The organism is Sphingobacterium corticibacter, assembly GCF_003076635.1.
Classification (GTDB): Bacteria; Bacteroidota; Bacteroidia; order Sphingobacteriales; family Sphingobacteriaceae; genus Sphingobacterium; species Sphingobacterium corticibacter.
This window is the reverse complement of record NZ_QDKG01000001.1, coordinates 1195244-1219924: the sequence shown is the minus strand read 5'-3', so window position 1 is coordinate 1219924 and position 24681 is coordinate 1195244. Positions and strand designations below refer to the sequence as shown.

Below are 24681 nucleotides of genomic sequence, written 5' to 3'. Positions count from 1 at the left end.
GTCTGCTTGGCTACCCAAACATGCCTATAATTGAATCGTCGATGTTGCTCTCATTGTTGATGCCAAAGTTCTCAGCTATCCCTGTCAAACAATCCTCAGCGTCATCGTGCGGATTGTTTCCTTTTTTGGTGTATGTAGTAATGTGTTTGTGAAACTGCGGCCACATCTTCTCCCATCCTGCTGGCATATGGATGAGCATATTGACCTTTGCAGAGTTGGTAAAGATCCTAGCCTGCTTATTATCTCCCTGATGAAACCAACTAACCTTACAATCGAACGCCTTGAGCGTTACCAGATGTGCTTCTACATTTCGTGCGAAGCCCCGACCACCGTTATTCGATTCGATCTTAGCATCGGTCACTCGGTATGTTGCTAACTGTCGCGCGGTATCAGGCTCTGTGATCTCCATTGGATCCTGCGTGTAAAGTACATCTTGAATATAGCAGCCAAGATCAGTCTCCACGTAAGCGATACTACATAGGTAATCCTTGCCCGTATCAGCCGTATCAACATAAGCTTTGCGGTAGGTTTTACCAGCTGGCGGTATATTCAAATACTCTTTGAATGGCCTATACATCAATCCTTCTTTAGGCTGCGGATTCTGCATGTATTGGCGACCGAAGTTGATCGGGTTGATATCATTCATCTTGAGCAGCTCATTGAGATTATGCTTGAATTCCCAAAGCGCTTTGCCCTGCTGTAGTGATTGCCCTTCTTCGACAATGATACATGGCAAACTAAGCACCTCCCATTCCCCAGGGTAATTTGCAAGGACATGGCCACATAGATCATTTTCATGTAGTCGTTGCATGATAATGATGATTGGCGTATTCCGTGAGTTTACACGGTTGATGATCGTTGAATCGAAGCGATTATTCACACGCTCGCGCTTTATCTCACTATCCGCATCATCAGGCTTGATAGGGTCATCAATGATCAGTGCGCCACCAAACAGTTCACCTCCAAGCGCAAGCATTTCTTCAAGCTCCAGTTCGTCATCTTGCAGCTGTGCATCATTCGGCTCATTGTCAACTTGCCCAGCACCGAAACCAGTAACCTGACCGCCGGCAGCACGCGCATATACGCCGCCGCCAGCTGTTGTGTACCATTTATTCTTTGCTCCAGATCCTTGCTTGAGTTGTACATCCGGAAATAGCGCTTGGTAGGCTTCTGACTGGACCAGATCCTTTACCGCTTCGGAGTTATCCAAAGCAAGGTCATCGCTGTACGAAAGGTGAATGAATTTAGATGCAGGATTTATGGCCAGACCAGCGCTGATAAGGTTCTTCACGGCTAGTTCAGTCTTACCATATCGAGGAGCTATATTGATGATCAGGCGAGTGATCCTACCCATCAGCACATCATCCAAAGCCTTCGCAATCTTTACATGATGATCACCGACAACAAAACTACGCGAATACTGCTTTTGAAAGAAGTACTGCGTGTAGTTCATGATGGATGACTTACACCATAGAGCGACGATATCGCGACGTGTAAAGGCTGCGTTGGTTGTCATTAAGCGTCAGTCGTGTTAAAGTTCCCACTTGCCAGCTGCTGAAGCAATCGCTGCGCCTCCTCTGGTGATACCTTCTCATTCAATGATTGATCCTTGGTGGTGATATCCAATTTATCTTTGTACATCCCACGTACGCGCATCAAACGATCCATAGCGGCGTCAGCTGAGTAGAGCTCGACCTCCAACCCATTTTTACCGTACTTAAATGATTTGATGATGCCTCTCTCCTTGTCAGCGATAAGCTTTTGCATATCGACTTCCACTTGCGGTACAAGTTCAGTTTCACCGTTCACTAACCGGGTAGCAAAGGGATTACGACGTAATTCGATCTGATAAGCAAGGATCTGATCACGCTTAGGCTCAAGCATAGCTTGAAACTCATCAAAAGCTTCTTCGGTATATCCTTTTTCCGCGCAAAACTCCTCTTTAAGCATTAGCTCATACTCGAGTTCAGCGATAAGCTCATTAAGACCCTTTCGAACCATCGGTGTATATGCAACCATCTTTGTGGTCATGTAGTCAGAGAGGTTGCCTCTAGCGATATCCGCAGTCTTCTTGGTAAGCTCTTCTGCTGTGAGGGATAGTTCATCAAGCCTAGAGGTGATTGCAGAGGAAATATTAGGTTTTCTTAAGTTCTCATGCCCCACAACAGCAGCTGTCTTAGCGCTATATCCAGCACGAATAGCCGCCTGCGTAGCATTGAAATCTTTGCAATACTCTTCTACAAAACGACGCTGATTGACGGTTAACTTTACCTCTAGCTGTTCACTACCCATTCCCTTTCACCTCCTTTACAATTTGATCTACCGCATCACGCGCCCAGCTGACATGCGTGTAATAATGACGTGCTCTTTCTACTTTCTTACTAATGACTTGATGTGATACCCCGATCTGCTTCCCCAGCATAGTGGCAACTCCACTATTACGACGAATACCGCAATCGGTATAGATAGTCTCAGGTGACACCAGAAGTAGAGCTGCTGCAATTGATATGATTTGTACCTGCCAATGTTCACTGGCAAGTGGTATAGTATGAGTATGCACGGACTTGATTATCTCAGGCGTACATGGCAAGGACTTGAAACGCTGGTAAACCTCTTGAGCGATATCGGGATGATATTGCTGAAGGTATTGTTGAAGGTTTACAGTGGTTGGGATTGTACTTACAGATGTTGTGATCATGCTGCTACCTCCTTCCCTAGTTGGGTTGTGATGGGCTGGCCTAAGATAGAGATGATCGCCTTCTGAAACTCCTCTAGTGTGCGTATGATGTAAACTGGTGTACCATCTTGCTGCCATACCTGATGTACTTTTGCCTGTTCTGGAGAGACTGTACCCGTTAATGTTTTGAATTCAAAACCGTAGGCTAAGCCTAAGTGGATTAGGATGCAATCTGGAATACCAGCTACTACACCGGATGCTTTGAGTTGCATCCCTTCTACGGCGTTTCTACTTCCCCCGTTTGGAATGTGAAAGAAAAGCCGACGTGTGGCTGGGTAGGTGTTCCACAACCAAGTTACTGCGGAGGTTTGCAATTGGATTTCTGTCATATCTACACGTGGTGTGGTTTAAAATATGCAGGATGACCCGAAAGCCACCCTGCATGAACACATATACACAGTGTAAAGTTAGTGATATGTCTTGATATGTCAAAGTAAAAAGTTGGGTTACAGAAAATAATTGAAGGTTACAGAAGCTGCAACCTATAAAACACTGATTAATTGCGAATTAATGGTCAGGTTACAGTAAAACATCAATTTTTACAAACCTCTATAAAAACTAAATGTGAGTACGTTAACCCTATAGGAAAATTGATGTTTCATAAAGATTACATTGTTGCATTTAATTTTTTAGGATATTTATAGTAAAAATGTTGTAACTCCTGTAACCTTAATAAAAAATTGTGCTTGATATACTTTTAAGGCTGTTTTTGGTTACAAGTATACTTGTAACCCTCCTGTAACCTAAGCCCTAATCTTGTAACCTGTCGCATAATTTGTTATCATCTGTTTGTAACAACTATACAAAGTGGCGTAACAGATGAAAAACGACTTAATAAACTGAAAAACAATTATTTACAAAATTGTAACAGAATAACACCCTTTTTTACAAACCACTATGAAAACATAATTGTGAATTCGTTTACCCTATAGGAATATTGATTATTTTTAAACATTACATTGTTGCATTTATTTTTTTAAACTAATTATTACTAAAATGCTGTTACTCTTGTTACAGATATAAAAAAGTGCATCAGCTGTACAAAAAAGGGTGATTTTTGTAACAAGAGTTATTGTTACACTCCTGTTACAGGGTGTTAAAAATTGTTACATATCCAGGAATTTGAAAAACGTTATCGGAATTTATTAAAGCAAATAAAAAGCCCCTATAAAGGAGCTCTTTGGACAATCATTTTAATTGTCAGCAGTATCATTATTGGTACTATATTATATTCATTGATATATCACCAATCAGACTTCTTTGTTTGATCCGCTACTAAATCAACTACACGAGATAAATCCTTCTCCAACTTATCTTTAGTGGATTTTTCGACAAGCTTACCTTTCTCATCAAATATAAAAAGCTTCTTCTCTTTATTATTCCACACATCACGCTTACCCGAAAACCCCATAGTCAATGTAAATTGCACTCCTGAATTAGCTACAACAGCAAATCCATCATATTTTTGATTTGCAGCAATATCCAGTTCTGGTACATTTATTTTATACCGGCCGTCTTTAACTTCTACCAGCATTTTATAGGATAAATCAAGTTGATAAGCACTTCCTGCTGATTTATCCGTCTTCGTATAACCAGGAATAAAATCCTTGATGACTATCGCATCGTTTAATACTTCAACAGTAATATATTTAGAATTGCTTTTAGTTTTTACGTTCGCCACGATGTTTGAAATGATCTCATCTTTACTATCGCCTGTTTCTACCACTATGAATATTTGTCCATTAGCGAATTTTAAACCATCTGGAGAGACGAAAACGCTTGCGTCTTGCGCGGCTACATCAAATGTTGTATAAAGCGCAAAAGTAATCGTAACAAGGATTGATCTTAACATGATATTAGCAGTTGGATTCACTATTTCTCTAATATATCTATAATAGACAAAACAGTCTGATCTGATTTCATTTTTTCAACAAACTTCGGCATCTTTAATTTTGCACTTCTTGAGGATGAGGAAGGTCTTATGTAAACGGCACCTATACCGATCGAAGCTAATGCTGATATGCCAATCAATGTCTTTTCATCTTTGCTTTCAAAAAATACTGCATCATCGGTCGAGCCATAGTAATTATACCTCTCGCCATAGAATCTTGCAAGATCCGTTGCAAGGGAAGAGTAAGATCTAAATGTCAAAATCGATCCATCTAGGGATCCTCCTGAAAACGAATAGTACACCTCGTTCTCCTTCTGGCCCTGACCTTGATAAAGAAGATCTGTAGAAGATTCATTTTTTAGGTTTCGTTTCTCCAAGGTTTTAATAGCATTTTTATTTGCACCATAATTAAAATGCGGCTCAACAATATCTGTAATATAAGGCTCAACTATCACTCTTGCAATTGTGGAACCTCCTGCGTGCCTAGCGGTAATAGTGGTTTCTCCGATATGTTCAGCAGTGAAATTTCCATTGATGTCGACAGTTCCCACAAAAGGATCACTTGAAGACCATTCTATATTCGAGGCATTTGAAACAGTGAATGCGAAATCACCGTCATACTTTAATTTCACCTCGGATTGATTGATTTGGTAGTTAGACTCTTCATTCTTGGAGCACCCAACAAATAATAGCGCGATAAGCGCAAGTGCTTTCAATTGTAGATTGTAGGTCATAATTATTTGTAATTTTTGGCGAATATAAGAAAATAAATCACGCTAGTAACTACGTTTTCCCGTAATCCTAGATCACACCCAAACACAACAGACCCACAACCACTAATAATAATTTCATAACTTCATAATTTCAGCAAATATAGGAAAATAGGCTGCACTGTTCTTTACGGTTTACCACGGCACGTTAACTTCCTCGATTATTGTTGAAGCAAGGAAAGGATCTTGCGTATAGTAAGCGTTATCGCCGCCAGATATAAAAACTCGATATGATCCATCTTTACTCTCAAAATAATCTCTATCATTGTAGCCCTTACCAAGATAGTTGTATCTCTCTTTATAGAAAAGCATCACATTTTGAATCACATTGAGATTAAATATAAACTCAATGTTAGCGCTGACCATTATTCCTTGAGCGGTTAGGTAACCGACATATTTTTCTAAGTCTCCTTGACCGCGAAATACCGTATATACTGTACTGATATCTTCTAAATACTCGCGCTTTTCATATTCCATTATACTCTGGACACTACCACCGAAATTTAAGTAGGGCTCGACAATACCGGTGACATACGGCTCCACAACTACAGTCGCGGTGAGGGTTTGTCCGTCTACAGTGGCAGTTATTTTAGCCTCACCGACGTGGTGCGCGGTGAATTTGCCAGACTCATCAACCGTCCCAACAAACTCATCACTACTGGACCATGTTACGTTCGAAAAGTTAGGAACTCTGAACTGGACGTCTTCATCATATTTAAGTGCTGCTTCTGTTCTGCTTAATGCTGGGACAGGCTGCGGATCATCTTTGGAGCAGGCGAAGAAGGAAAGGCACAGGAAAAGGTAGGTACTTAATTTTAGGAAGTTAGTCATAGTATCATAATTTTCTATAAAGATAGGAAAATTATTTGGGGAGGGGTTGTGGAAGCTGTACGCCCATTACCACCAGCTAAAGAGTTTTTTACAACTAAAACCGTAAAAAGTCCAAATTTACAATTTCCAGCAAATATAGTCCTCCGTAGCCAGATATTATACTAAAAATAAACAACACAAACCTATGTCTCCATGAAACTGTTCTATCAGTTTTATTATTAAAAAAATCAGCAAACACGGCAAGTGAGAATGCCCAAGAAAGGAAGAGCAAAAATGCTGAATAAACACCTTGCATGAAGCTCGATGCGAAAACGAGAGGTATAATAATCGTTCCGAAGAAAACAATCATAAAAATAATCCCAGCAAATCCTTGAAGCAAAGTATAGTCTTTGTCCTTCTTTTCTTTGTAAATATAATTGAACCTCAAATTTAGGTTTGAAATATTCCTATATGGTATAATTAATATGTCGCCAGCCACATCGGAATATTCTTTAGCACCCTCTTTGATGATCCGTTTTTTCGCTATCGATAAAGATATACGATCCAATTGTCCATCTTGATCTAACGAATAATCATGCAGGACACCTGTGTAAAAATTTGGTTTATCTTCAGAAGAGTCATTTACGAAAACATCTACTTGAGTAGAGTGATATGAGTTTCGGTACTTGTTTAATTTAAAGTCGTCATGATTCAATTCATTTCTAAAAAGATAATTCCACTCATTTGAAAACCTAAGTGGGGAAAACTTTATGTCTAGCTTCAAAAGCCGTATCGCTTTGTGGACTATATGCCCTAGAGTGCATGCCAGTATCATGCTTAAAATAAATAAAACTAGTAGGGTTTTTAACTGAAAATCACTAACATCAGGCAAAGAGTTTGTCTGTAAATCTGAATAAATATTTTTACATCTGATGTACAGCTGACTCATATCCATACTAGACACAGACATGAAGATCAGTACAATTATTAATTGAATGATGATCCCCCAGAATATACTTGTGATAATTTTATCCGCAAAAGATCCCGAATAAAATTCTTTGTTAAACTTCGATTGGAAATAAAAGCGTTTAAAAAATATGCCCGGTACTACTAAATATATTATGTAAAATACCGCAAGGATGGTTAGTCCAAAATTCATAATTGTTTCAAGGATTATTGGTCATTAATCCGAACTTGGAAAACTTAACGTACCAGGGTCACCTTTTCTCCGTTTTTCAAAGTAAATGAAGTTTCAGGCTTTTTCCCTTCTAGCTCCAACTCCCGCATTCGTGAAATCGCTTCAGCAAGTTCACGTCTATCGTGATAATTAGAAAGGCTTTTCTTTGCCTCGTTACTTATTACATCCATATCGGAAGCAAATGCAGTATTGAAAAAAGCAAAAATGGACTTCTTGATGTGACTTAATAGAACTTTCATAGTATTTACAATTACAAACACATATCAATCAGCTTTTTAGACATCGACATAAACTGTCCTTTGGAAATATCAATATCTTTTCTACCTTTGCACCCCTTTTTAAGCTGGGGTTTTACAAGTATAATATATTTTACACTATTTATCACCAATACCAATAAAACATTTAAAATGTTTGATACAATAAAAACAACTGGTATAACAAGGCGGTAAAAAGTAATTAGTAACATAGGGCACCTATTTTGATAGCCCACCGCGCGATATAGATATCTGCCAATCGATGATAAGGGTCATGGCAGTATACCACCTTAAAATATTTAAGTTAAGTTAACCTAGCTCATCTACTGAAGTCCTATAATTTTCACGTTTTTAATTATCATTTACGTTACAAAGTAGCTTTGTAACAAAGAATCATTAAAAAACACTTGTTATTGATGAGGGTGAAGCTCTAGCACCTACCCAATCTCCACCCTAACCGCAAACTCTACAAAAACCATTATCCTCAAAAACTCTGCTGATCACGGAGCTCTTGGCAGGCGCACTAATTTACGCCCATTGAACAGGTGCGGCTTATCCTTCAGATCAACTATTCTGATACCACGCTCGAGAAGCTCCTCTGGGCACTGTGTATATGTGTCCATGGCTAAGAGGTGTATTTATTGAGGTAGTATCCAAGTGTAGCGGCCGCCGCAACGATCAATATAAACACCAAGATTCCCTTGATAAACTCTAGAACGTCGGCCTCAGCATTCAGCTCTTCGCCAGTTGAGCGCCGCTGTATCTTCTCTCGGCTTTCAAGCGCGCTTTCCTGCCGGTCATCCTCACTATGAAGATGACCGATAATAACCTTTGGAGAAGGCATGGCTATGCAGTAAGTTTTAACCAGTAATCGAAAGAGGGCTTTTCCAAATCGGATGGACTGATTTCCGATCCGCATTGAGGACATTCAGTATGTCCGTATTCTGGCTCACCCCAAGTAGCGATTTCGTCGGTAATATATATTAGATTGTCCGGCGACACTTCTACTTCACACTCTGGACAAATCTTGGTGTGTTTGTCGCTGTGGTAATCAGCAACGACCATCTGAATTTCCTGTGGATCAAGATCCGCCAGCAGATCTGCATGAGGTAAAGCAACCCCGTTTGCCTCCGGAGTTGCTTGCTTTGTTAGATTTTCTTTACTTTGCATCGTATTTATTCTTTGTTAGAGATTTATACACCTTGATAGTTGGGGGTTGCCTCCCCCTTCTATCTCTTTGTTATGATACAAATATATTAAACTTTTTAAACTAAACAAACTTTTTAAACTTTTATTTCGATTAGAATGGGTATTCTTCTCTCTCGATATCCTGATCAGCTATATACTCCCCTTCAAACACATGCACTCGTCTAGACGAATGAGCCACCTTTTTCACAACGGACTGCCCAAAACTTAGCTCATACCTCTCGCAAAAATCCCTCACAGCATTATTTAATGTACGCTGACTCAGCTTATATTTTTCCTTTAATTCAGTAGCAACGTAATCATCGTATGATTTTTGAAAATTTGAGACTTCAACATAATCTGAGGCAAGCCAAGTCTGAATGTTATCAGAAATGAATTCCAAGGTTTTCTCACCGTACTGGATATTAAACTTCTTCTCCCAACCATTATCAGATAGATCCGCCAAATCAATTTTACAGCCCTGCTGTAAGTGAAATTGGATGCAGCGAAGCACGAAATCGTCAAACCCTTTCCACTCTTCTTTAGTAAAGCCCTCTGGAAATAGTTTGCCGTGAACAACATCAACACCGCCGCGCACGGTGTAGTAATCTGTGAATTCTACCGGACGAAATCTTCTCTTCAAACCACCATCGCTATCTTCATAAGAATAGTTTGTATTAAAAACGACCTTGGGTGAATCTTGAATATTTACCGAATACTCCCCCTTGTATTTTTTATTGATATACGGATCCTCGATAGTACTTTTGATAAATTCCCAATTGATCTTTTTGGGAATATCAGGAATGAAGTATATCCTGGAAGAGTCATTCCATACGGCGTAGAATTTATCATCCCACTTTATCATCGCCCCAGAAGCAGTGCTAACTCCGATAAAATTCTTCAGCAGATTGACGAAGATATTCTTACCACTACCACCACCCTCGCGCGGATCGTTAACCATTTCAGTAAGTATTATTGCATACAAGCTTATTGGCGAATTATAGTCATGACATAGAAAACCTATCACATTCTTCACATAGTCCTTAACGTTTCCCTTTTCATCTGGTCCAGTTGCGTTTTTGAGGTATCGCTCGTAAAGATCTTCAGTAGCAGCATCGCTTTGGCTTTGGTAATTCCGAGAAAGCATTTTGTCTGCCCAAATGAACCCGTCGATCTTATCATATTCGATCGCTTTAATTCCTGTAGCAGTAATACGAACGGCCACATTATTATAGAACTTATAGCATACATCGCTACTATCTTGAACACAATCTGTATCCTCGAACTTCTCAAGGCGTGAATCCAAAATGAACTTACCAGAAGCCTGAATAAACTTTTCATATGCATTGCAAATATCTTTGTAAACATCAGCCTCCTCTTCTTGAATATAATCCTTCATCATGCCGAAAAATTCGATCAAAGTAATGCGCATTACAAAGCTACCATTGATCTGGACGGCTTCATTTTTATACAAGCGGAATCCAAGCTGATGGGCTACATGCAAAAAGTCTTGTCTGCTAATTACAAACTTACCTTTATCGTCATACTCCCAAAATATACCGTGAGGATGCTGCTGTTGATATTGTACCTGCAACCTTTGAAACTCTTCCTGCGCTTCTTTCGAGAAATTGGCAGGAACTGCGGCAGTACCATTTATAGCGGCTTTCTTAATTATCGACTGCTCAACAGCGCGCTTAACTTTTCCATACCCTTGATCAATTAACCATCGAAATGCCTGTTTCTTGTCTCCATCAAAAGTAAATTCAGCTAGTAAAGTTGCTGGATTGTAACCGCGCGTCGCTTCCAGATCAGTCGAGGTAGTGAAGACATAAAATACTCGCTTTTCTTTATTCCAACTGGCCGATACGCCTTCTGTCTTATCTGGCCTAGTAAACCAAATGAACTTAGCATTTTCACGAAGAAAGGACCATCCTTGAGACTGCATCAGCTCAAGCGGATCACAGCGGAAATTATAATCTTCGAATGGATTGGTCGTGTAGTATGACTCCTGCGCTTGGGTAGGCTTGGGACTCGGAGCAACTCGCACCACCTCATCATAGGTGCGGCATAGATTAATTAAACTACACCGCTCCTCCCAGCTGATAATTGGTATTGGATTATTCTGATGAACACTATACCCCATCGATGGCGGATATAAAAAGTATCCACCTTCACCTCTTGTTTCCAGAAAATTGACATTCTTACTCGGCCTTTTGACTCCGCGATCACGCTGGGCTTGCTGCTCCGCTTCGCTAGTAGGCCTACCGGCTAGCTTCTGATTACCTTCGGGAAGATGATCTTGAATCCGGTACAAGATATGATATCCACCGCTCGGCGTTCGGTGAACACGAAGCCGAGTATATAGATGCGGATAAAACTTATTCATATCAGCAAGCAGCTGAGCATCGATACCAGGATAGTACTTGCTATCGATATCGATACATTCTAGATTTCCCGATATAGCTCCGCACACCGCAGCAACAGCATTGGTATCATGGCTTTCCATAATTTGCCACAATTCCGACTCATCAGCTCTACGTGACTGGAACTCTGTCCAATAACCGTACGGTGTTTTCGCTGGCCGTCCCTTTTCTTCTTTTTCCCTAACAGCAATCAAAGAAACTCCGTCTTTAATAAGCGGAAGTATCTCAGCCCAAATATTCGCCAAAGCTACAGCCATTCCTAAACCAGTGTGATATCTACAAAATCGATTTTATTTACTCCAATCATCCTACGCTGATGATCTACCCATGATGGCTTGTATCCCATAGCCGCAGTGAACGCTTCCAGAAATCCGTGATTCTCCTGGTCTTTGGCTCTTGCTACGCGCGCCGCGAAAGGCTGCTTCTTTTTCATTTTAGCGTATACAGCTAGTTCGTTAGGCGATAACTCGCTGATCCTGCGACCTACTAAATCTGTATAATGGCGCGTCACTTCAACCAGTTCCCCCTGCTCCAACTCTTTGTCCGTTAATGGTCGCTCGTGACCGCAAAAGCTACAGATGCGCTGCGTGGCTGGAATGATTGATTCACATTGAGGACATAGGGCCACAGGCGCTACGCCTCCACCGCTTTTGGAACGCTTAGTGACTTCCCACATAGTTTCCCATCCTCTGTCTTCGAAATAAAGCCCGTGGCGTTCCCAATTACCTCCGTAATCAAGAACACGGAAATGCGATTTGATCTGCTGCCCTGCCGCGTCCCATACTGGCCGCGAGCCCCGTCCGATCATCTGAAGGTATAGTGGCAATGACGTTGTAGCGCGATTCAGTATCACCAAATCCACCGAAGGACAATCAAAACCTTTGGTCAGGCTGGCCACGGATACGCATATATTGGCATAGCCTAGCTCGGTAAATTTTGCGAGCTCATAAGCTCCATTCTCCAGTTGGCTGTGATACTCAACAGAGGAAAACCCCTGCTCAAGTAAACGCTGGTTCATTTCGCGAGCATGTTTAATCGAAGCAACGAAGATCATACACTTGGTGAATGGGGTGCTACGCAGATCTTCGAAAATACCATCGTAAACTTGATTCGTCGAAAATGCAGCTTGCTGAGACTGCTCGGTATATTCACCATTTCGCAATTCCAAGATATCGGTATCAGCTTTGGTGCGTGCTGAATGTCTGTACGAGCATAGAAAGCCTTGCTGTATAAGCTCATCTACTTGGCAGCAAACCACGCATTTATTGTAAAGCTCTGCTAAGTGCTTTGCTACACGTCCATCTGGAGTGGCTGTAAAGCCCAGAATATATGGATTGCTCAGCTCAATCAACTGACGAATGATATTGGACGGCGTTCCAATGTGAGCTTCATCGACGATGATCAGCGGTGGAAATTCAAGGGCGGCAAGTTGATGCAATATCAAAGGACGTCGCGTCAGAGTTTGAGCCATAGCGATGTATAGCTGCCCACCTTTAATGGAAACATGCTTTACTCCTTTGGCTATTTCATGACCTCCAGCTTCGTTGATAATCTGATCGTAGATTTTAGCCGTCTCACTGATAATCACAACAGCTCTCCCATTGGCTGTTGCTTTCCTGGCTACCTCAATGAACATTTTAGTTTTGCCCGATCCCGTCGGAGCGCACGCAATAACGCGGCGATGATCACGAAGAGCCACCGCTAGGTTGTTTACAAATTTCTGTTGATATAGGCGAAGAGTTATTGGCGCAGATACTTTCATGGCGCTACCCCCTTCCATGTGGATGGCGCGCAAAAAATCTTTCGATTGTGCATGGTATTATTCTTTTATCCCAAAGCATATGTTTGCAGAGGGAAGTTCTGTTAGAGATTAATGAAATGGAAGTAGCGGAAGGGGTTGCCTCCCACGACCGCTACTTAATTTTTTGATTAGAACGGTAGATCGTCGTCCTCATCGATGGTTTGAGCTGGGGCAGAATTGCTTCCTTGCGACCAGTCTTTTACGTTACCTAGGATTGGCTGATGATCATTGATCCATGATTCATTATCCTTATTCGCTTTGTAAACTTCCGTTGGTAGCGATTTAGCAATAAAGCCGTTGTGTCCATACTGATCTTGCTCTTCACGAAGAACTACACGTACATCCATGTAAACGGCGCCATCTTTTTCGGTCATACTATTACCCTCAATCGGTAGCAATACGCATTTTACCATCTCTCCGGCCTTATTCTTTTTATCTACGATAACAGCCTGAGGCAATTTTGTTAGGGCAATTGACCCCGTTAATGTTCTGTTTGACATCTTTATCTGGTTTTTAATATTACAATTCTATTGGTAGTAGAACATTCAGTTCGCACCTGATGTTTACTTATTCTTTTCCGTTTTGCTCTCGCGATACCCTATAGCCATGAATACTACGAGCACTACAATAACTTTTACTGCAAACACCATTACGCGACTTTCTTTTTAGTGGCTCTAGCGACAGCTTTGTATTTTGGCTCGTATGATACATCGCTATGAGTGATCATTTCCCCAGTTGCTTTGGCTTGCTTTTCAGCAAATGCAGCCATTTGATCAAGCTTGACCTTACCCAAATCTTCAGCGACAGTTCCACTATTGGTTAGATAATAATCTACTACAGCGCGCCAGCCGTCAATGCTTCCCACGATCATAGAGTAGGATTCGATGGCTCTCGGCGCTTCCACTTGACGGTTAGCTTGAGCCACCATGACAGTAACTGTTGCGGCTTGCTTGGCCTTCGCTGCGTCTGCATCAGCTTTCTTTTGGGCGGCCAATTTGTTATCAGCCGCTTCCTGCTCCTGTTTGCGAGCGAGCTCCGCCGCTGCTTCACTTTGTGCAACACCTGCTTCAAGTTCTTCTTTGCGAGCAGGCATTAGCGACAAGAGGTATTCTGCATACTTACTTACCTCCAGAGCAAAATGCGAATCACAAGCGTCAAACTTTTCCTTTGTCCGCACCTCTTCAATCAACTCGGTATCCCCTACCAAGGTGATGGAATTCCAAGCTTCATTTGACAAAGTCCAATCCATGGCAAGAGTAAGCTCGCTAATTGCATCCTCTAATAGATCCAACGTGGCGCCGGTATATACGGTCAAGAGTGTTTGCTTTACCGTAGACAGATACACCGCATATCCATTTCTTAATTGCGTTTCAAGTTGCGCTATATCATCAATACGCTTTTGCTTTGCAGCCAGTTCAGCTTGTTCTTTTGCTCGGGCAGCAGCGGCCTCTTCTGCATGAATCTTGGCGGACTTATCGCGCACTTGCTGGATTGGATCATAAAGCTCCTTGCCCAAAGCATTCTCTACTGATGTAAATGCTTTGATAAATGCATGCGCTTTTTCGGTGAATGGCTTGCGCTGCTCTTCAATATGTTTTAGGGCTTTCTTTGCTGATACTTGCCAGTTCATAAGCTCATCATCCAATTCCTTTGGGAGCTTATCGCCATTGGCAGCTACTTTGGCAAGTAGAGCAATTTGCTTAGCGCGGTATTTGTCTTGAAAGCCAACGGCTGTATCGTAAACAGATCCTGCACTTTGCAGGTCTGTTTGAGTAAACGGCATAATTGCCGTTGTTTGTTGTTGCATGCTCATGATCTAGAATGGTAAAGGGTTAGAAGTTGGTTCGCTGATGACCGGTGCCGCAGCACTTGGCCGCACTATAGGCTCCATATCTGGTGATGCATAGCCAAATTTTTTTCCTACATATTCGCTGATACCTTCTTTACGTATTACTCCTGATAATCCTTGATCACGATCTGCAATAGAGAATGTTCCGCCGATGCTAGTGTACGTTTTGCTTTCAGCTTTACTTGCATAGCGGATATCAGCCAAGGTCATCACAGCATCTACCTCAGCGGTTGTGATATCACCAGTCCAATCTTTGAAATTGTAGGTAGGTGTTTCGCCACGCCATTCTTTGGGTGACCAGTTACAAGCGGCATCTAGTGGTAGATCTGGGAAGTTCTCTTCCCATAGCTGGTGCTCTGCTTCCAGTTGCAATCCATTGGTACGGTAAAAGCCATGGCGGCCAGACTTGAAGTTTATAATTGCTCTAATATGCCGAGGGATTTTGCATTCTTTCGGCATTCCTTTGCGTGGCCCAGTCTTGTAGACTTGCGTATCAGAAAAGCCATCGACCATAATGGTCATATTGCAAACAAGATCTATTAGGGTGCCGTAACCTCTCTCCGAGAGCAGGACGTATTCAATGCCGAGCGGCACAATATTATAATCGATGTAAAATTGAATGAATGCCGCTAAGTCGTTCCGTAACTTTTCTGGCCATTCTTTCGTATCGGGTTGGTAGTAACTCTCTGCGGAAAGGTAATCTTCCACGACAAACTCGACGCGATCAAAATCGTATTCTCCATTGATTAAGAACTTGCCGATTTCCAGATGCATTAATGTGCCGTAGTGCTGACTCAATTCTAGCAAACGGCCAGCTTCTTTAAGTCCGTGCTTTACGTACCATTCAAGCAATGGCTGCTCCATAGGTGCGCACGCATTTATGGCTGTCGTAAGGCTAGTGTATAATCGCAAAGGTGATTCTACTGGTGCGCCATCTTGATTTAGTCGAATGTAGCTACGACCTTGACCGAAGTTAACGCGGCCTACTTTATAATTGGGTAAACGGAGGGCTTGATCGTTAAACCAGTCCGTGTTGATATGTTCGAATGTAATTGACATGGGTGTTATATTTGGGTTGCGGATCTGATTAGTTGTTGAGCTTGATCGTACCAAGCTTCGTTTAATACAAAGTCGTTTCGAAGCATTTCACCAGATAGTCGGTTGATGAAATCTAGCATTTGCTGAGACTTAGAAATTAATTGGGCATCGTAACTTCTAATTTCCTCGGTATATCCGTTATGATCGCCATAATCCTCCTGCATAACCTCAATCCTTGGATAATTTCCATTTTGTTCAGCATTTGGAAGATCTGCCTCAATAAAGAAAAATCCATCCGACCTTCTAATTCTCCAGTTTTTCGTTCCTTTAAATTCCATTACTTCACCTCCTCCGCTTCTACATCCTCAACCGAGCCAGCACCTGCACCAGCACCCAATTGCAGTAAACTTCCAGAGGTGATCATGTTAGTGGTTAACCGATTCAAATCTGCACCGGATTCAACATAAGCACGGACTGCCTCAATAGTTTCTTCGGTAAAGTTTGGCACCAATTGAACTATAGGATAGTTCTTGGCCATTCCTGGAGAATATGACTGTACTTTCTTGACCATCAATGAAAACGGAAAACCGATTATCGAGCCGCTACGCTCCATAACCATATCAAATGCTTTTACGATCGATGGAATGGTTGTCTCTTTCGCTTTAGTCTGAAAAGTCCAATAGCCAAGTATGCCTTTCATTTCTAGAAGCACAAAACGTAATGTTAGTGTTCGCGCCCATCCTTTGATGGCTTTTACACGTGGATCATCCTTTGATACATCAGAGATATATCCGCCCTTGCCTTCTGATCCGCCTGCCGAATCCCAAACTGTAAAGGTTTCACCATCGCCATAGCCCCAACGCTTGCCTTTGTCCCAAGCTTCAAATTGCTCATTGCAGACTTCTGCAAGATTGTTACTTACAAACGCTACATGCAATTCTGTAGGTTTGTCGCCAAAAAGATTGTGGAATCTATTGGCAAAATCTCCGGTGGCCCGAAAATAATCTAATGATGTAGGTAGCCCACGCTGAGACTTCTCTCCTACTTTGATTCTACCGATTTCGGGTAGTGTACTGCCTTGCTGTGCACCCCGTGACGAAATACGTCCTTTCATTCTTTGTTAGAGTTTAATGGGCGATTGCCCGTTGTTTGTAAATACGCTTTAGTTTGCCTCCTGCTGCGCGTTAATTTTGTTTTTGCTTAGCTTAGAATTAACTCATCCGCTTCTGCATCTTCTCTGATTTCCGACACTACCTGCCGTAAACCACGGATCTCGGCGAGTAAATCCTCGAGTAACTTTTGTCTCTGTTCGTTTGTCATTTGCTCACGTTATTTTAATGTGTCCAACCATTTTGTCTCCGGCATTTAAAGCCTCTAGATCTACTTTGCTAAGTTCTCGCTTAGTCGATCCGAAGACATCCTGACGGTAATTCAGCTGCCCAGATTGCAACCATCTTTCTACTCTGGCCTTGCCGTACCTTTTACATGCATAATTGTACGACACGTTTTCACGTTCTAATCCGGCTTCAATTAAAGCGGTCTTTGCGCCAACCTTTGCGGCTTCCTGCAGCATTGCTGCTAACCCTAAATCAAGTGGTATACTATTCATTATTGATCCCTCCAGCATCTAAAGTTTTGTTGATCATCTGGATCTCTCCTAACCGTAAATAACTTATCGGTTACAGGCAATCCCGTTAGCTCGTTCTTGCGGTGAAATAAAAGCCAAGCTTTTTGCCTCACCTTTTGCTGCTTTCCATTTTCGACAGGAAAAGACTCGCCTACGCTCATCTTTTCCATTGCATATCCCCAATTTTCTTTAGTTGGAGACGGCACCTTATCCGTAATCTCAATCATCTTTTTTGTTCATTTTTGTTTTGAATTAAGTTCTTGGTACACACATTGCACGCGGCATGTTTAAAAATGTTATATTTGTTTGACTTGACAATACAAATGTATTAAACTTTATAAACTTTTCAAACTTTAAGTTGATTTAGTTTGAAATATTTTTTAATTTTTATGTAACGCATTGGTTTATATTGAGTTTCATTTTCATTTGACATATACACACACATGATACACAAAGGCCAATACGTCAAGGGTCTAATGAAAAAACTTGGCGTAAAGCAAGATAACCTGACTGACAAGTCTGACCCCATGTTCGTGGGGTTTGGAAAGAATACGATAATCAACCTTTTAAAAAAGGAAGATTACGTTAAAAGTGAAGACATAGCAAAAATTAATGCCATACTTGATGCGATAGGAGCAACAAAGGAGGATATTAGCCGTGTTTTTGAGTATTCTGCGAAAGCGACCGCCAAACCAATAGCAGAAATCGCACACCCACAGATCGAGCAGGGTTTGAAAGAAATTAGTCCAGGCTACTATCTACTAACAGCCGAGCTGATTCCAATCCATGCGCAAGCAGGTTATCTATTGGGATATCAAGATCGAGAATACATAGACACTTTACCACTTTATACGACAACTGTAGATAAATTCGTGACCGGAACTTATAAGTATTTTGAAGCATCAGGAGATAGTATGGACAACGGAGATATCCGTGAAGCTATTCCCGATGGGACAGTAATGCTTTGTCGCGAAGTTGCACGTCAGTACTGGCAGAGTAAATTGCATACTCACTCGTGGCCTAATTTCGTCTTTGTCCATCGGCAGGAAGGAATTGTTGTAAAGCAAGTAGCGAGTCAAGATCTAGAAACAGGTACACTTCTCCTAAGATCGTTAAATCCAGATAAGGATAAGTATCCAGATTACGAAGTAAAGATGGACGATCTACTGCAAATTTACAATGTTGTTAAAAGAGTATTAGAATAAACGTAAATACATATACACTATCATGAGTACAAACGATTCGAAAACTGACTTTACGGAAATCGGAAAATTAATAGCCAGTTTTCGCCATAGTCAGGGATGGACATCCGAAGAATTGAAGGCAAAACTAGGTATTTCAACAGTTACAATGTCTAGGATTGAAAATGGCAAACATGGACCAAATGTCAATGTGGTGCGAAAGCTCGCCGAACTAGGCATGAATGTCGAAGATCTAACATACGCTTCACGCTTCCACAGCAAAGAGCAATCTTTGTCTTACCGTTTAGCTGAAGTGGAAAATAGACTGGCCAAGATGGAGCAGCTGGTACTAGAGCTCACTCAGTCACATGAGCAGAAGAATTCTTGATGTGATTTTCAACGGCATTAACAACGCCTGCTTGAACTTTATGAACGACTGACCAATCCGGTTCGATGTATATATCAGTTACGTCGCTACCGGATTTATGATTTAACGCCAGTGACACTTCCTCTTTACTGAACTTACATATCTGACGAGCTATGTTGGCAAAGGTGTGCCGCGCGTAATACATTGTACATTTGAAGCCGATCTTCTCAGAGATCGATTTCCATCCTATATAAAGGTTGTAGTTCAAATTATGGATCGTCTTATATTTTGGCTGCAAAATCCCAGCATACGCTTTCACTAATTGCGCCGCCTGATCAGGTACCAATACATTTATTAAGCCTCCATCCTTCCTCTTATTCATGATCTTGCTCCGGCGATATTCAATTACCTTAGCATCCGGATCCGTGAGGTTTTCCATAATGTCTTTGGTATTCATTCCGCACAGGTAAAATGAAAGCATAAACATATCCTTAGCAAGCTTTTCATTAACTCCTGCTGGGTAATAGTTGAACACCTGTAGAAGAAGATCAAGGCTAAGATTTCGTCTAGCAGTGATATTGATCACAAGCGGCCGATATCCTTCAAATGGATTGAAAGCTAATGGGAAATCATTGGTAACTGGATTATTCACCTTTTCTCGCAGGCGCTTAAACGCACCTTGAAACTGTGCCATGTAAGAGTTTACCGTATTTGCCTTGAATTGAAGTCCGTTTTCGCGCTTGTAAGCTACCAGGAAATCAACGAAGCTCTTCACTACTTGCGGAGTGATCATCTGTGCAGGTAATTTTTCAACTCCAGTAAACTGCTTTAAATATTTAGACATGTTGGTCACCAAATGCGCTTGATTTGATTTCCCCAGGTTTAGCAATCTGGCAGCTTCACTTTCCAAATGCGTAAATAGCTCAATCTCTACACCGGCACTTTGTTTAGTGATGAGGTAGTCCTTTATATCAATAGCCGACATGAAGTTTAATCTGGTTCCTAGCAACGCGATTTCCTCCCTATACTTGGACAGGTCTTCCGAGAAATACCGATCGATGTAACTTTGCTTTAACTTATCTTTAGGGGTGAGGCTTACTTTGTTTACAAACGCGTGTGTATCCATATATGCAGACTTAGATTTATGATTAATCCTTATCTTAACATTCCAAGTATTATCAGTCTTTTTCTTGTGATGCTTTAGCACCACCGCGTTCACAGTAGCCATTAAATTATTTGTAAGTTTTTAAAGTTAAGAAAAGGATCTTATTACAATCTTTTTTCAAAACGAACACCTTCACATTTTGAAAAAAGCGCCTCACAACAGCTTTAAACCGTAAAAGGAGACACCGCAAAACATGCTTTGGTTTAATAAATCAATACATATAGTTTGTAATGGGTAAGTAACTCTGATTAGAGTTACTTATTTTTTTTAGCTTTTCTGCAGACTTCTCGCATGATATAATTTTTCTTCCTTCGTCCACATGCGTTTTTTAGTGATTAGAAAAGCTAAACTAAATCATTTCTTTATTTTGATCCCAACCACACTACTCCCAGTGTATACATCTAAAAATGCCGTATTACCTTGAATTGATAATATCTTAAACGTAAAGGCTACTCGACCTTGCATGTAGACTGTGATATCAGTACCATTGATCGTATAAGAACCGTAACCATCACGCGAAGTTCCAGTTTCATGAAATGCACCTCCCGCTTGAAAAGTAATGGTTCTAGGCTGTGGGAATTCTGCTGGATGATCTGCGACAACTCGGCCATCGTAATGCGTTATTTCCCATGTTCCTAATATCTGCCTGGCATACGGATCATTTTCTTTCGAGCATCCAAACACCATTAGTAATATGGCAAAATGTTGTAACAGATATCTTGGTAGTTTCATAATTTCAACTAATATAGGAATCAAGATCTAAGATCTGTCTAAAAATAGCAACAATAGAACTACTAAGTCGCCATAATAAGGAGCTGTGAATCTCTCTGATTAATAGGTGTGCGCATCAAATCATGATATATGCTGAGGCTGAGTGATTTGTTTCCATAAGCTTATCTGTTTAAATCCCTAACTCAGTCATCACATCCAGTTCGCCAAATATACGTTCGGCGGTTACAAGAATTTCATTCATAGCATTTAATTTGGATTAAAAAGCAAAAATATAAAAAAAACGTATAAATACGCTATAAAAAATCACTACGTAAGGAAAATACAAAATTTATTATGGCAAAACTATTCTAAAAGCACCTACAGTATTTTCTCTAACATTAAAAAAAGCTACTGTAAAAAAACACTTATTGAACAAAATTAAATTCCAGCAAAACTATTCCTTTCCATATATTCTAATTCCTTTCAACACGAGTGCAATCTTATCCTAGAGCTTTATTCCTATCTAACAGAATAATAACAGACGTTAAAATTAACGTCTAAAAGTATTAGTACCTGTTTTTAACATGTATGTAATAAACACTTTACAATCTCAATATATTCGCCAAATAATTCATTTAACAGCATTGAGAGTATTATTTGCAGACGATATAGAACTATACAGGTATAGTCTAATTTTAACGGCGCAAGCATGCCGAAGTGATTTAGCAGTATTTGAAGCTGGAAGCATACTTGACACATTGGCAATACTTCAAAAAGAAGATATTGATCTTTTATTTATTAACATCACTATGCTAAAGGATACCGATCCATTAGTATTAGCGGCAGTAAAAAACACTAAGATTATTCTTGTTAAGGATAACAGCGGTAGGTCTACGGCTTATGAAAATCAATGGATCTCTAAGTATACCATGCTAAACCTAGAAAAAAGTTTAGATGCCAGTAAAGCAGATATTTCCCGTATTTTCCATGATTTATCCTAACACTTAAAGTCAAAATGTAGTAATGTAGCTACAAATTTTTCGTTTAATATTATTTTCCGACCTCTGGATAGCTTTTTGCTCTGTATATCTCGTATATGTGATTGCTTAACATTTATTGCGTTCCATCTTAAAAATGAAAAACGAACATCTATCAAAATCAAACAAGACAAAAAAGTATTACACTCCGCCAGAGCTCTGTATTGCTGATGTACATATAGAATACAGCATTGCTGCCGGATCTGCTACCGTAACCCCCATTAACAGTGCTAATCAGGTGCGAGACGAATGGGAAGAAGGCGCTAATGTTGCAGGACAGCAAACTTGGTGATCATTCTACGATCGGGCTATGAATACTCTTTTTGCTGACAACAACCTCTTTAGAAGAGTTGGGTCTATCGCATTGGCTAAGAAAATTTGCAATGGTATTACCGAGTACGAAGCAAATACCAACGACAGATTATCACTGTTGGTCAAATACATCAAATTTGAACGAATTATTCTGAGCTCGTCGCTAGTGCGAGATAATCTCACATTGATCGTGAGAAGAATAAGGAAGCGGCAGAAAAAAGCGCGGATATTGATTATCAACGAGTCTGAAAATCAAATCGTCTCGTACTCCGATGTCCAAGATATTGTCAATGGCAATATATGCGTAGATGAACCTTTAATTAGCTACGAGCTTGGCTTAAGGTCATTCCTTCTAAACGGCGAACATTTTTCAGTCAACAAAATACCATCTCATCCGAATATAGGGTCAACGAATCCATTTGATTCCTTATCTGCAAATGAACAGAAAATAATCCACCGGATCTTGAATGGAGAACGAGTAAGTGATATTGCAAAAACACTTCAGCTAAGCATTTCGACCGTTTCAACCTATAAAATGAGAGCATTTAAAAAACTAACCGTTGAAAACGTTCCGCAACTGAAGCACTTATTCGAAGCAATTACAACATTTAAAACTACACCAGCATAACACGTAATCTCTACTATGAAAACATTTTACACATCTCTGATCTGCGCACTTTTGGGATTTTTCATCCTATCTTGTCAGAAAGACCACGTAGACACTTCCCCAGGAACAGTTACGGTTTCTGTATCCGACGTTGTTTTTGAAGGCGAGGAAACGATAAATAACAGAGCCGCTACACCAAACCCACAAGCGTACGATCCTGAAGCTGACATACAAACCGAAACGATCGATCTACCGAACGGTTTACTTTTGGTGTCGGAGTTAAAACCGGCGTATTTAAATCAAGACAATCCTTCATCTTTAAAAGATGCCATTCGTGCAGTTAGCGACACTTCCAATGTGGGGGCTGGAATCCGATACCGATTACTAGTTTACAATTCTGCCGGAAATTTCGTAACTGAAAGAAACTACATCAGAGGACAAGAAAATGCAACAGCAGCTTTACAATTAGATGGTGGCAGTACATATTCCTTTATTGTATACTCGATAAATAGTACACAAGATAATCTGCCGGCAGTAACACCGGCGACAAATCGTACAATTTCAAATTCAAGAATTAGTGTGACGGGAACACAAGATTATATGTATTTTCGTCAGGATCTAACAATCACCGGTAACTCGATTAATCAATTGGACATCGTACTGAAGCATCGCTTTAGCCAGATCACAACGACAGTGGATGCCAGCATCACTGGCTATAACATTACAGCACTCACTTCGAATTTCAGACCACATTTTCCAAACTCACTGGTAACCTTAGCTGATGGCTCATTTACACGTAGTGGCACAGAAACATCATCTCCAGTAAACTATGGTACACTTGGCACTCAGGTAGTGACGAGCCAGCCTACCATGATTAATGGCAGCGCTGCTGGAACTGGAATTTTTACTATTCCGAATATCACCATAAATGGCATTGAGCTTACCAATCTTACGCCCTTTCAAAATCTGAACATCACTCCAGGTGTGCGGTATAATTTGACATTGAGAATCACACCTACGGATGAAAATATTGAATACTTAGGTCGACCTGCCGTTCGTATTAACGGTAGAATCTGGGCACAACATAATGTCGGAGTAGCTACCACATTACCTGTAAATCCTGCAACAATCACCCAAGCGTATCACGGAAATTACTATCAATTTGGGCGTAATACGATTGTAGCAGCCAACAACGCTACAGCGGTAAATAGCAGCTGGAGTAATGCGACAAGTGCCACAGCCGTACCCAGAAATTCTTGGAATTCAAGTGCAAACCCTGAAACAAGTCCGGTACGAACAGCTTCTGATCCTTGCCCTACAGGATGGCGCGTTCCTACTAGAACCGAAGTTCAACAATTGCTGGCCTCAGTCACGGCAACCAACAGAGGTGATTTTGCGACAGGCAATGCTAATTATGGTTCTGGAAAAGTGCTAACTAGTAGAAGACGATCTGATGTAATTATGGTTTGGCCTGCGCAAGGATTGTTTAATGTATCGAGTGGCACCGGAACTGCCCCCACAGCAAATGCGATGGATAATAGAGGCTCTGCAGGTCATTACTGGACGAGCTCTGCATCAGGAGAAAATTTGTGGAGATTTCGATTTGCGGTTGATGTAGTAGATATCTCTGAACTGCAAAATAGTGTGAACTACGTGGCGCAATCCAGAAACGTGCGATGTACAGCTTCTTAGTAAAAGCAACTGAATGCCAATAGTAA

At 40.9% G+C, this 24681-nt stretch carries 28 protein-coding genes; 6 read left to right on the top strand and 22 right to left on the bottom strand.

Annotated elements, in window-relative coordinates; all coding sequences use genetic code 11:
* Positions 1-10: 10 nt before the first annotated feature.
* The 20 genes from terL to DC487_RS05105 all read right to left on the bottom strand — a co-directional run bounded on the left by terL (position 11) and on the right by DC487_RS05105 (position 17810).
* Positions 11-1516, bottom strand: coding sequence for a phage terminase large subunit (terL, locus tag DC487_RS05205; protein ID WP_116774847.1), 1506 nt, complete (start codon positions 1514-1516; stop codon positions 11-13).
* Positions 1516-2292, bottom strand: coding sequence for a terminase small subunit (locus tag DC487_RS05200; RefSeq protein ID WP_116774846.1), 777 nt, complete (start codon positions 2290-2292; stop codon positions 1516-1518). Before DC487_RS05200 ends, terL begins: the two co-directional genes overlap by 1 nt.
* Entirely contained in the window at positions 2285-2560 is a 276-nt protein-coding gene (locus tag DC487_RS05195) for a hypothetical protein (protein WP_133228375.1), read from the bottom strand. Before DC487_RS05195 ends, DC487_RS05200 begins: the two co-directional genes overlap by 8 nt.
* A 134-nt stretch (positions 2561-2694) precedes the next feature.
* Positions 2695-3066 (bottom strand): VRR-NUC domain-containing protein, encoded by a 372-nt coding sequence (locus DC487_RS05190; RefSeq protein ID WP_116774844.1) that lies wholly within the window; start codon positions 3064-3066, stop codon positions 2695-2697.
* A gap of 914 nt (positions 3067-3980) precedes the next feature.
* The gene (locus DC487_RS05185) at positions 3981-4589 is read right to left on the bottom strand and encodes a hypothetical protein (protein WP_133228372.1); all 609 of its coding nucleotides are present in this window, start codon (positions 4587-4589) and stop codon (positions 3981-3983) included.
* Positions 4590-4609: 20 nt separating this feature from the next.
* A complete protein-coding gene (locus DC487_RS05180) occupies positions 4610-5362 on the bottom strand; it encodes an Ig-like domain-containing protein (RefSeq protein WP_116774842.1) in 753 nt (250 codons plus the stop codon).
* A gap of 171 nt (positions 5363-5533) precedes the next feature.
* Complete coding sequence (locus DC487_RS05175) at positions 5534-6229, bottom strand: Ig-like domain-containing protein (RefSeq protein ID WP_116774841.1); 696 nt, start codon at positions 6227-6229, stop codon at positions 5534-5536.
* Between the two features lie 94 nt (positions 6230-6323).
* A complete protein-coding gene (locus tag DC487_RS05170) occupies positions 6324-7367 on the bottom strand; it encodes a hypothetical protein (RefSeq protein WP_116774840.1) in 1044 nt (347 codons plus the stop codon).
* 44 nt (positions 7368-7411) lie between these two features.
* Positions 7412-7645, bottom strand: coding sequence for a hypothetical protein (locus DC487_RS05165; RefSeq protein WP_116774839.1), 234 nt, complete (start codon positions 7643-7645; stop codon positions 7412-7414).
* Between the two features lie 640 nt (positions 7646-8285).
* A complete protein-coding gene (locus tag DC487_RS17200) occupies positions 8286-8504 on the bottom strand; it encodes a hypothetical protein (protein ID WP_116774837.1) in 219 nt (72 codons plus the stop codon).
* Between the two features lie 2 nt (positions 8505-8506).
* A complete protein-coding gene (locus DC487_RS05150) occupies positions 8507-8830 on the bottom strand; it encodes a hypothetical protein (protein ID WP_116774836.1) in 324 nt (107 codons plus the stop codon).
* A 130-nt stretch (positions 8831-8960) separates the two neighbouring features.
* On the bottom strand, positions 8961-11525 hold the full coding sequence (locus DC487_RS05145) for a bifunctional DNA primase/polymerase (protein ID WP_116774835.1): 2565 nt from the start codon (positions 11523-11525) through the stop codon (positions 8961-8963).
* Between the two features lie 2 nt (positions 11526-11527).
* A complete protein-coding gene (locus DC487_RS05140; protein ID WP_116774834.1) occupies positions 11528-13048 on the bottom strand; it encodes a DEAD/DEAH box helicase in 1521 nt (506 codons plus the stop codon).
* 149 nt (positions 13049-13197) lie between these two features.
* Positions 13198-13569 (bottom strand): hypothetical protein, encoded by a 372-nt coding sequence (locus DC487_RS05135; protein ID WP_116774833.1) that lies wholly within the window; start codon positions 13567-13569, stop codon positions 13198-13200.
* A gap of 149 nt (positions 13570-13718) precedes the next feature.
* Positions 13719-14852, bottom strand: coding sequence for a hypothetical protein (locus DC487_RS05130; protein WP_165799018.1), 1134 nt, complete (start codon positions 14850-14852; stop codon positions 13719-13721).
* A gap of 33 nt (positions 14853-14885) precedes the next feature.
* Positions 14886-15977, bottom strand: coding sequence for a hypothetical protein (locus tag DC487_RS05125; RefSeq protein WP_116774831.1), 1092 nt, complete (start codon positions 15975-15977; stop codon positions 14886-14888).
* A 5-nt stretch (positions 15978-15982) separates the two neighbouring features.
* Positions 15983-16294 carry a hypothetical protein gene (locus DC487_RS05120; RefSeq protein WP_116774830.1) on the bottom strand — a complete coding sequence of 104 codons (312 nt, stop codon included), beginning with the start codon at positions 16292-16294 and terminating at the stop codon, positions 15983-15985.
* On the bottom strand, positions 16294-17070 hold the full coding sequence (locus DC487_RS05115; protein WP_116774829.1) for a recombination directionality factor: 777 nt from the start codon (positions 17068-17070) through the stop codon (positions 16294-16296). The genes DC487_RS05120 and DC487_RS05115 overlap by 1 nt, the downstream gene beginning before the upstream one ends.
* Positions 17071-17280: 210 nt before the next feature.
* Positions 17281-17565 (bottom strand): hypothetical protein, encoded by a 285-nt coding sequence (locus tag DC487_RS05110; RefSeq protein WP_116774828.1) that lies wholly within the window; start codon positions 17563-17565, stop codon positions 17281-17283.
* Positions 17565-17810, bottom strand: a complete 246-nt coding sequence (locus DC487_RS05105; RefSeq protein WP_116774827.1) for a hypothetical protein — start codon at positions 17808-17810, stop codon at positions 17565-17567. Before DC487_RS05105 ends, DC487_RS05110 begins: the two co-directional genes overlap by 1 nt.
* 216 nt (positions 17811-18026) lie before the next feature.
* On the opposite strand from DC487_RS05105, the gene DC487_RS05100 reads away from it, so the two are divergent.
* Together DC487_RS05100 and DC487_RS05095 are read left to right on the top strand one after the other, a co-directional pair.
* Positions 18027-18788, top strand: a complete 762-nt coding sequence (locus tag DC487_RS05100; protein WP_116774826.1) for a S24 family peptidase — start codon at positions 18027-18029, stop codon at positions 18786-18788.
* A gap of 22 nt (positions 18789-18810) precedes the next feature.
* The gene (locus tag DC487_RS05095) at positions 18811-19152 is read left to right on the top strand and encodes a helix-turn-helix domain-containing protein (protein WP_116774825.1); all 342 of its coding nucleotides are present in this window, start codon (positions 18811-18813) and stop codon (positions 19150-19152) included.
* Here DC487_RS05095 and DC487_RS05090 read toward each other — a convergent pair.
* Positions 19121-20257 carry a phage integrase SAM-like domain-containing protein gene (locus DC487_RS05090; RefSeq protein WP_165799017.1) on the bottom strand — a complete coding sequence of 379 codons (1137 nt, stop codon included), beginning with the start codon at positions 20255-20257 and terminating at the stop codon, positions 19121-19123. The genes DC487_RS05095 and DC487_RS05090 overlap by 32 nt on opposite strands.
* A gap of 393 nt (positions 20258-20650) precedes the next feature.
* Positions 20651-21028: a lipocalin-like domain-containing protein gene (locus DC487_RS05085; RefSeq protein WP_116774823.1), complete on the bottom strand. Its 378-nt coding sequence runs from the start codon at positions 21026-21028 to the stop codon at positions 20651-20653.
* Between the two features lie 563 nt (positions 21029-21591).
* On the opposite strand from DC487_RS05085, the gene DC487_RS05080 reads away from it, so the two are divergent.
* From DC487_RS05080 to DC487_RS05065, 4 genes are all read left to right on the top strand, one after another.
* A complete protein-coding gene (locus tag DC487_RS05080; protein WP_116774822.1) occupies positions 21592-22008 on the top strand; it encodes a hypothetical protein in 417 nt (138 codons plus the stop codon).
* 133 nt (positions 22009-22141) lie between these two features.
* Entirely contained in the window at positions 22142-22336 is a 195-nt protein-coding gene (locus DC487_RS05075; protein WP_116774821.1) for a hypothetical protein, read from the top strand.
* A gap of 18 nt (positions 22337-22354) precedes the next feature.
* A complete protein-coding gene (locus DC487_RS05070) occupies positions 22355-22984 on the top strand; it encodes a LuxR C-terminal-related transcriptional regulator (protein WP_116774820.1) in 630 nt (209 codons plus the stop codon).
* A 15-nt stretch (positions 22985-22999) separates the two neighbouring features.
* Complete coding sequence (locus DC487_RS05065; protein ID WP_116774819.1) at positions 23000-24655, top strand: fibrobacter succinogenes major paralogous domain-containing protein; 1656 nt, start codon at positions 23000-23002, stop codon at positions 24653-24655.
* The last annotated feature ends 26 nt before the right edge of the window (positions 24656-24681 follow it).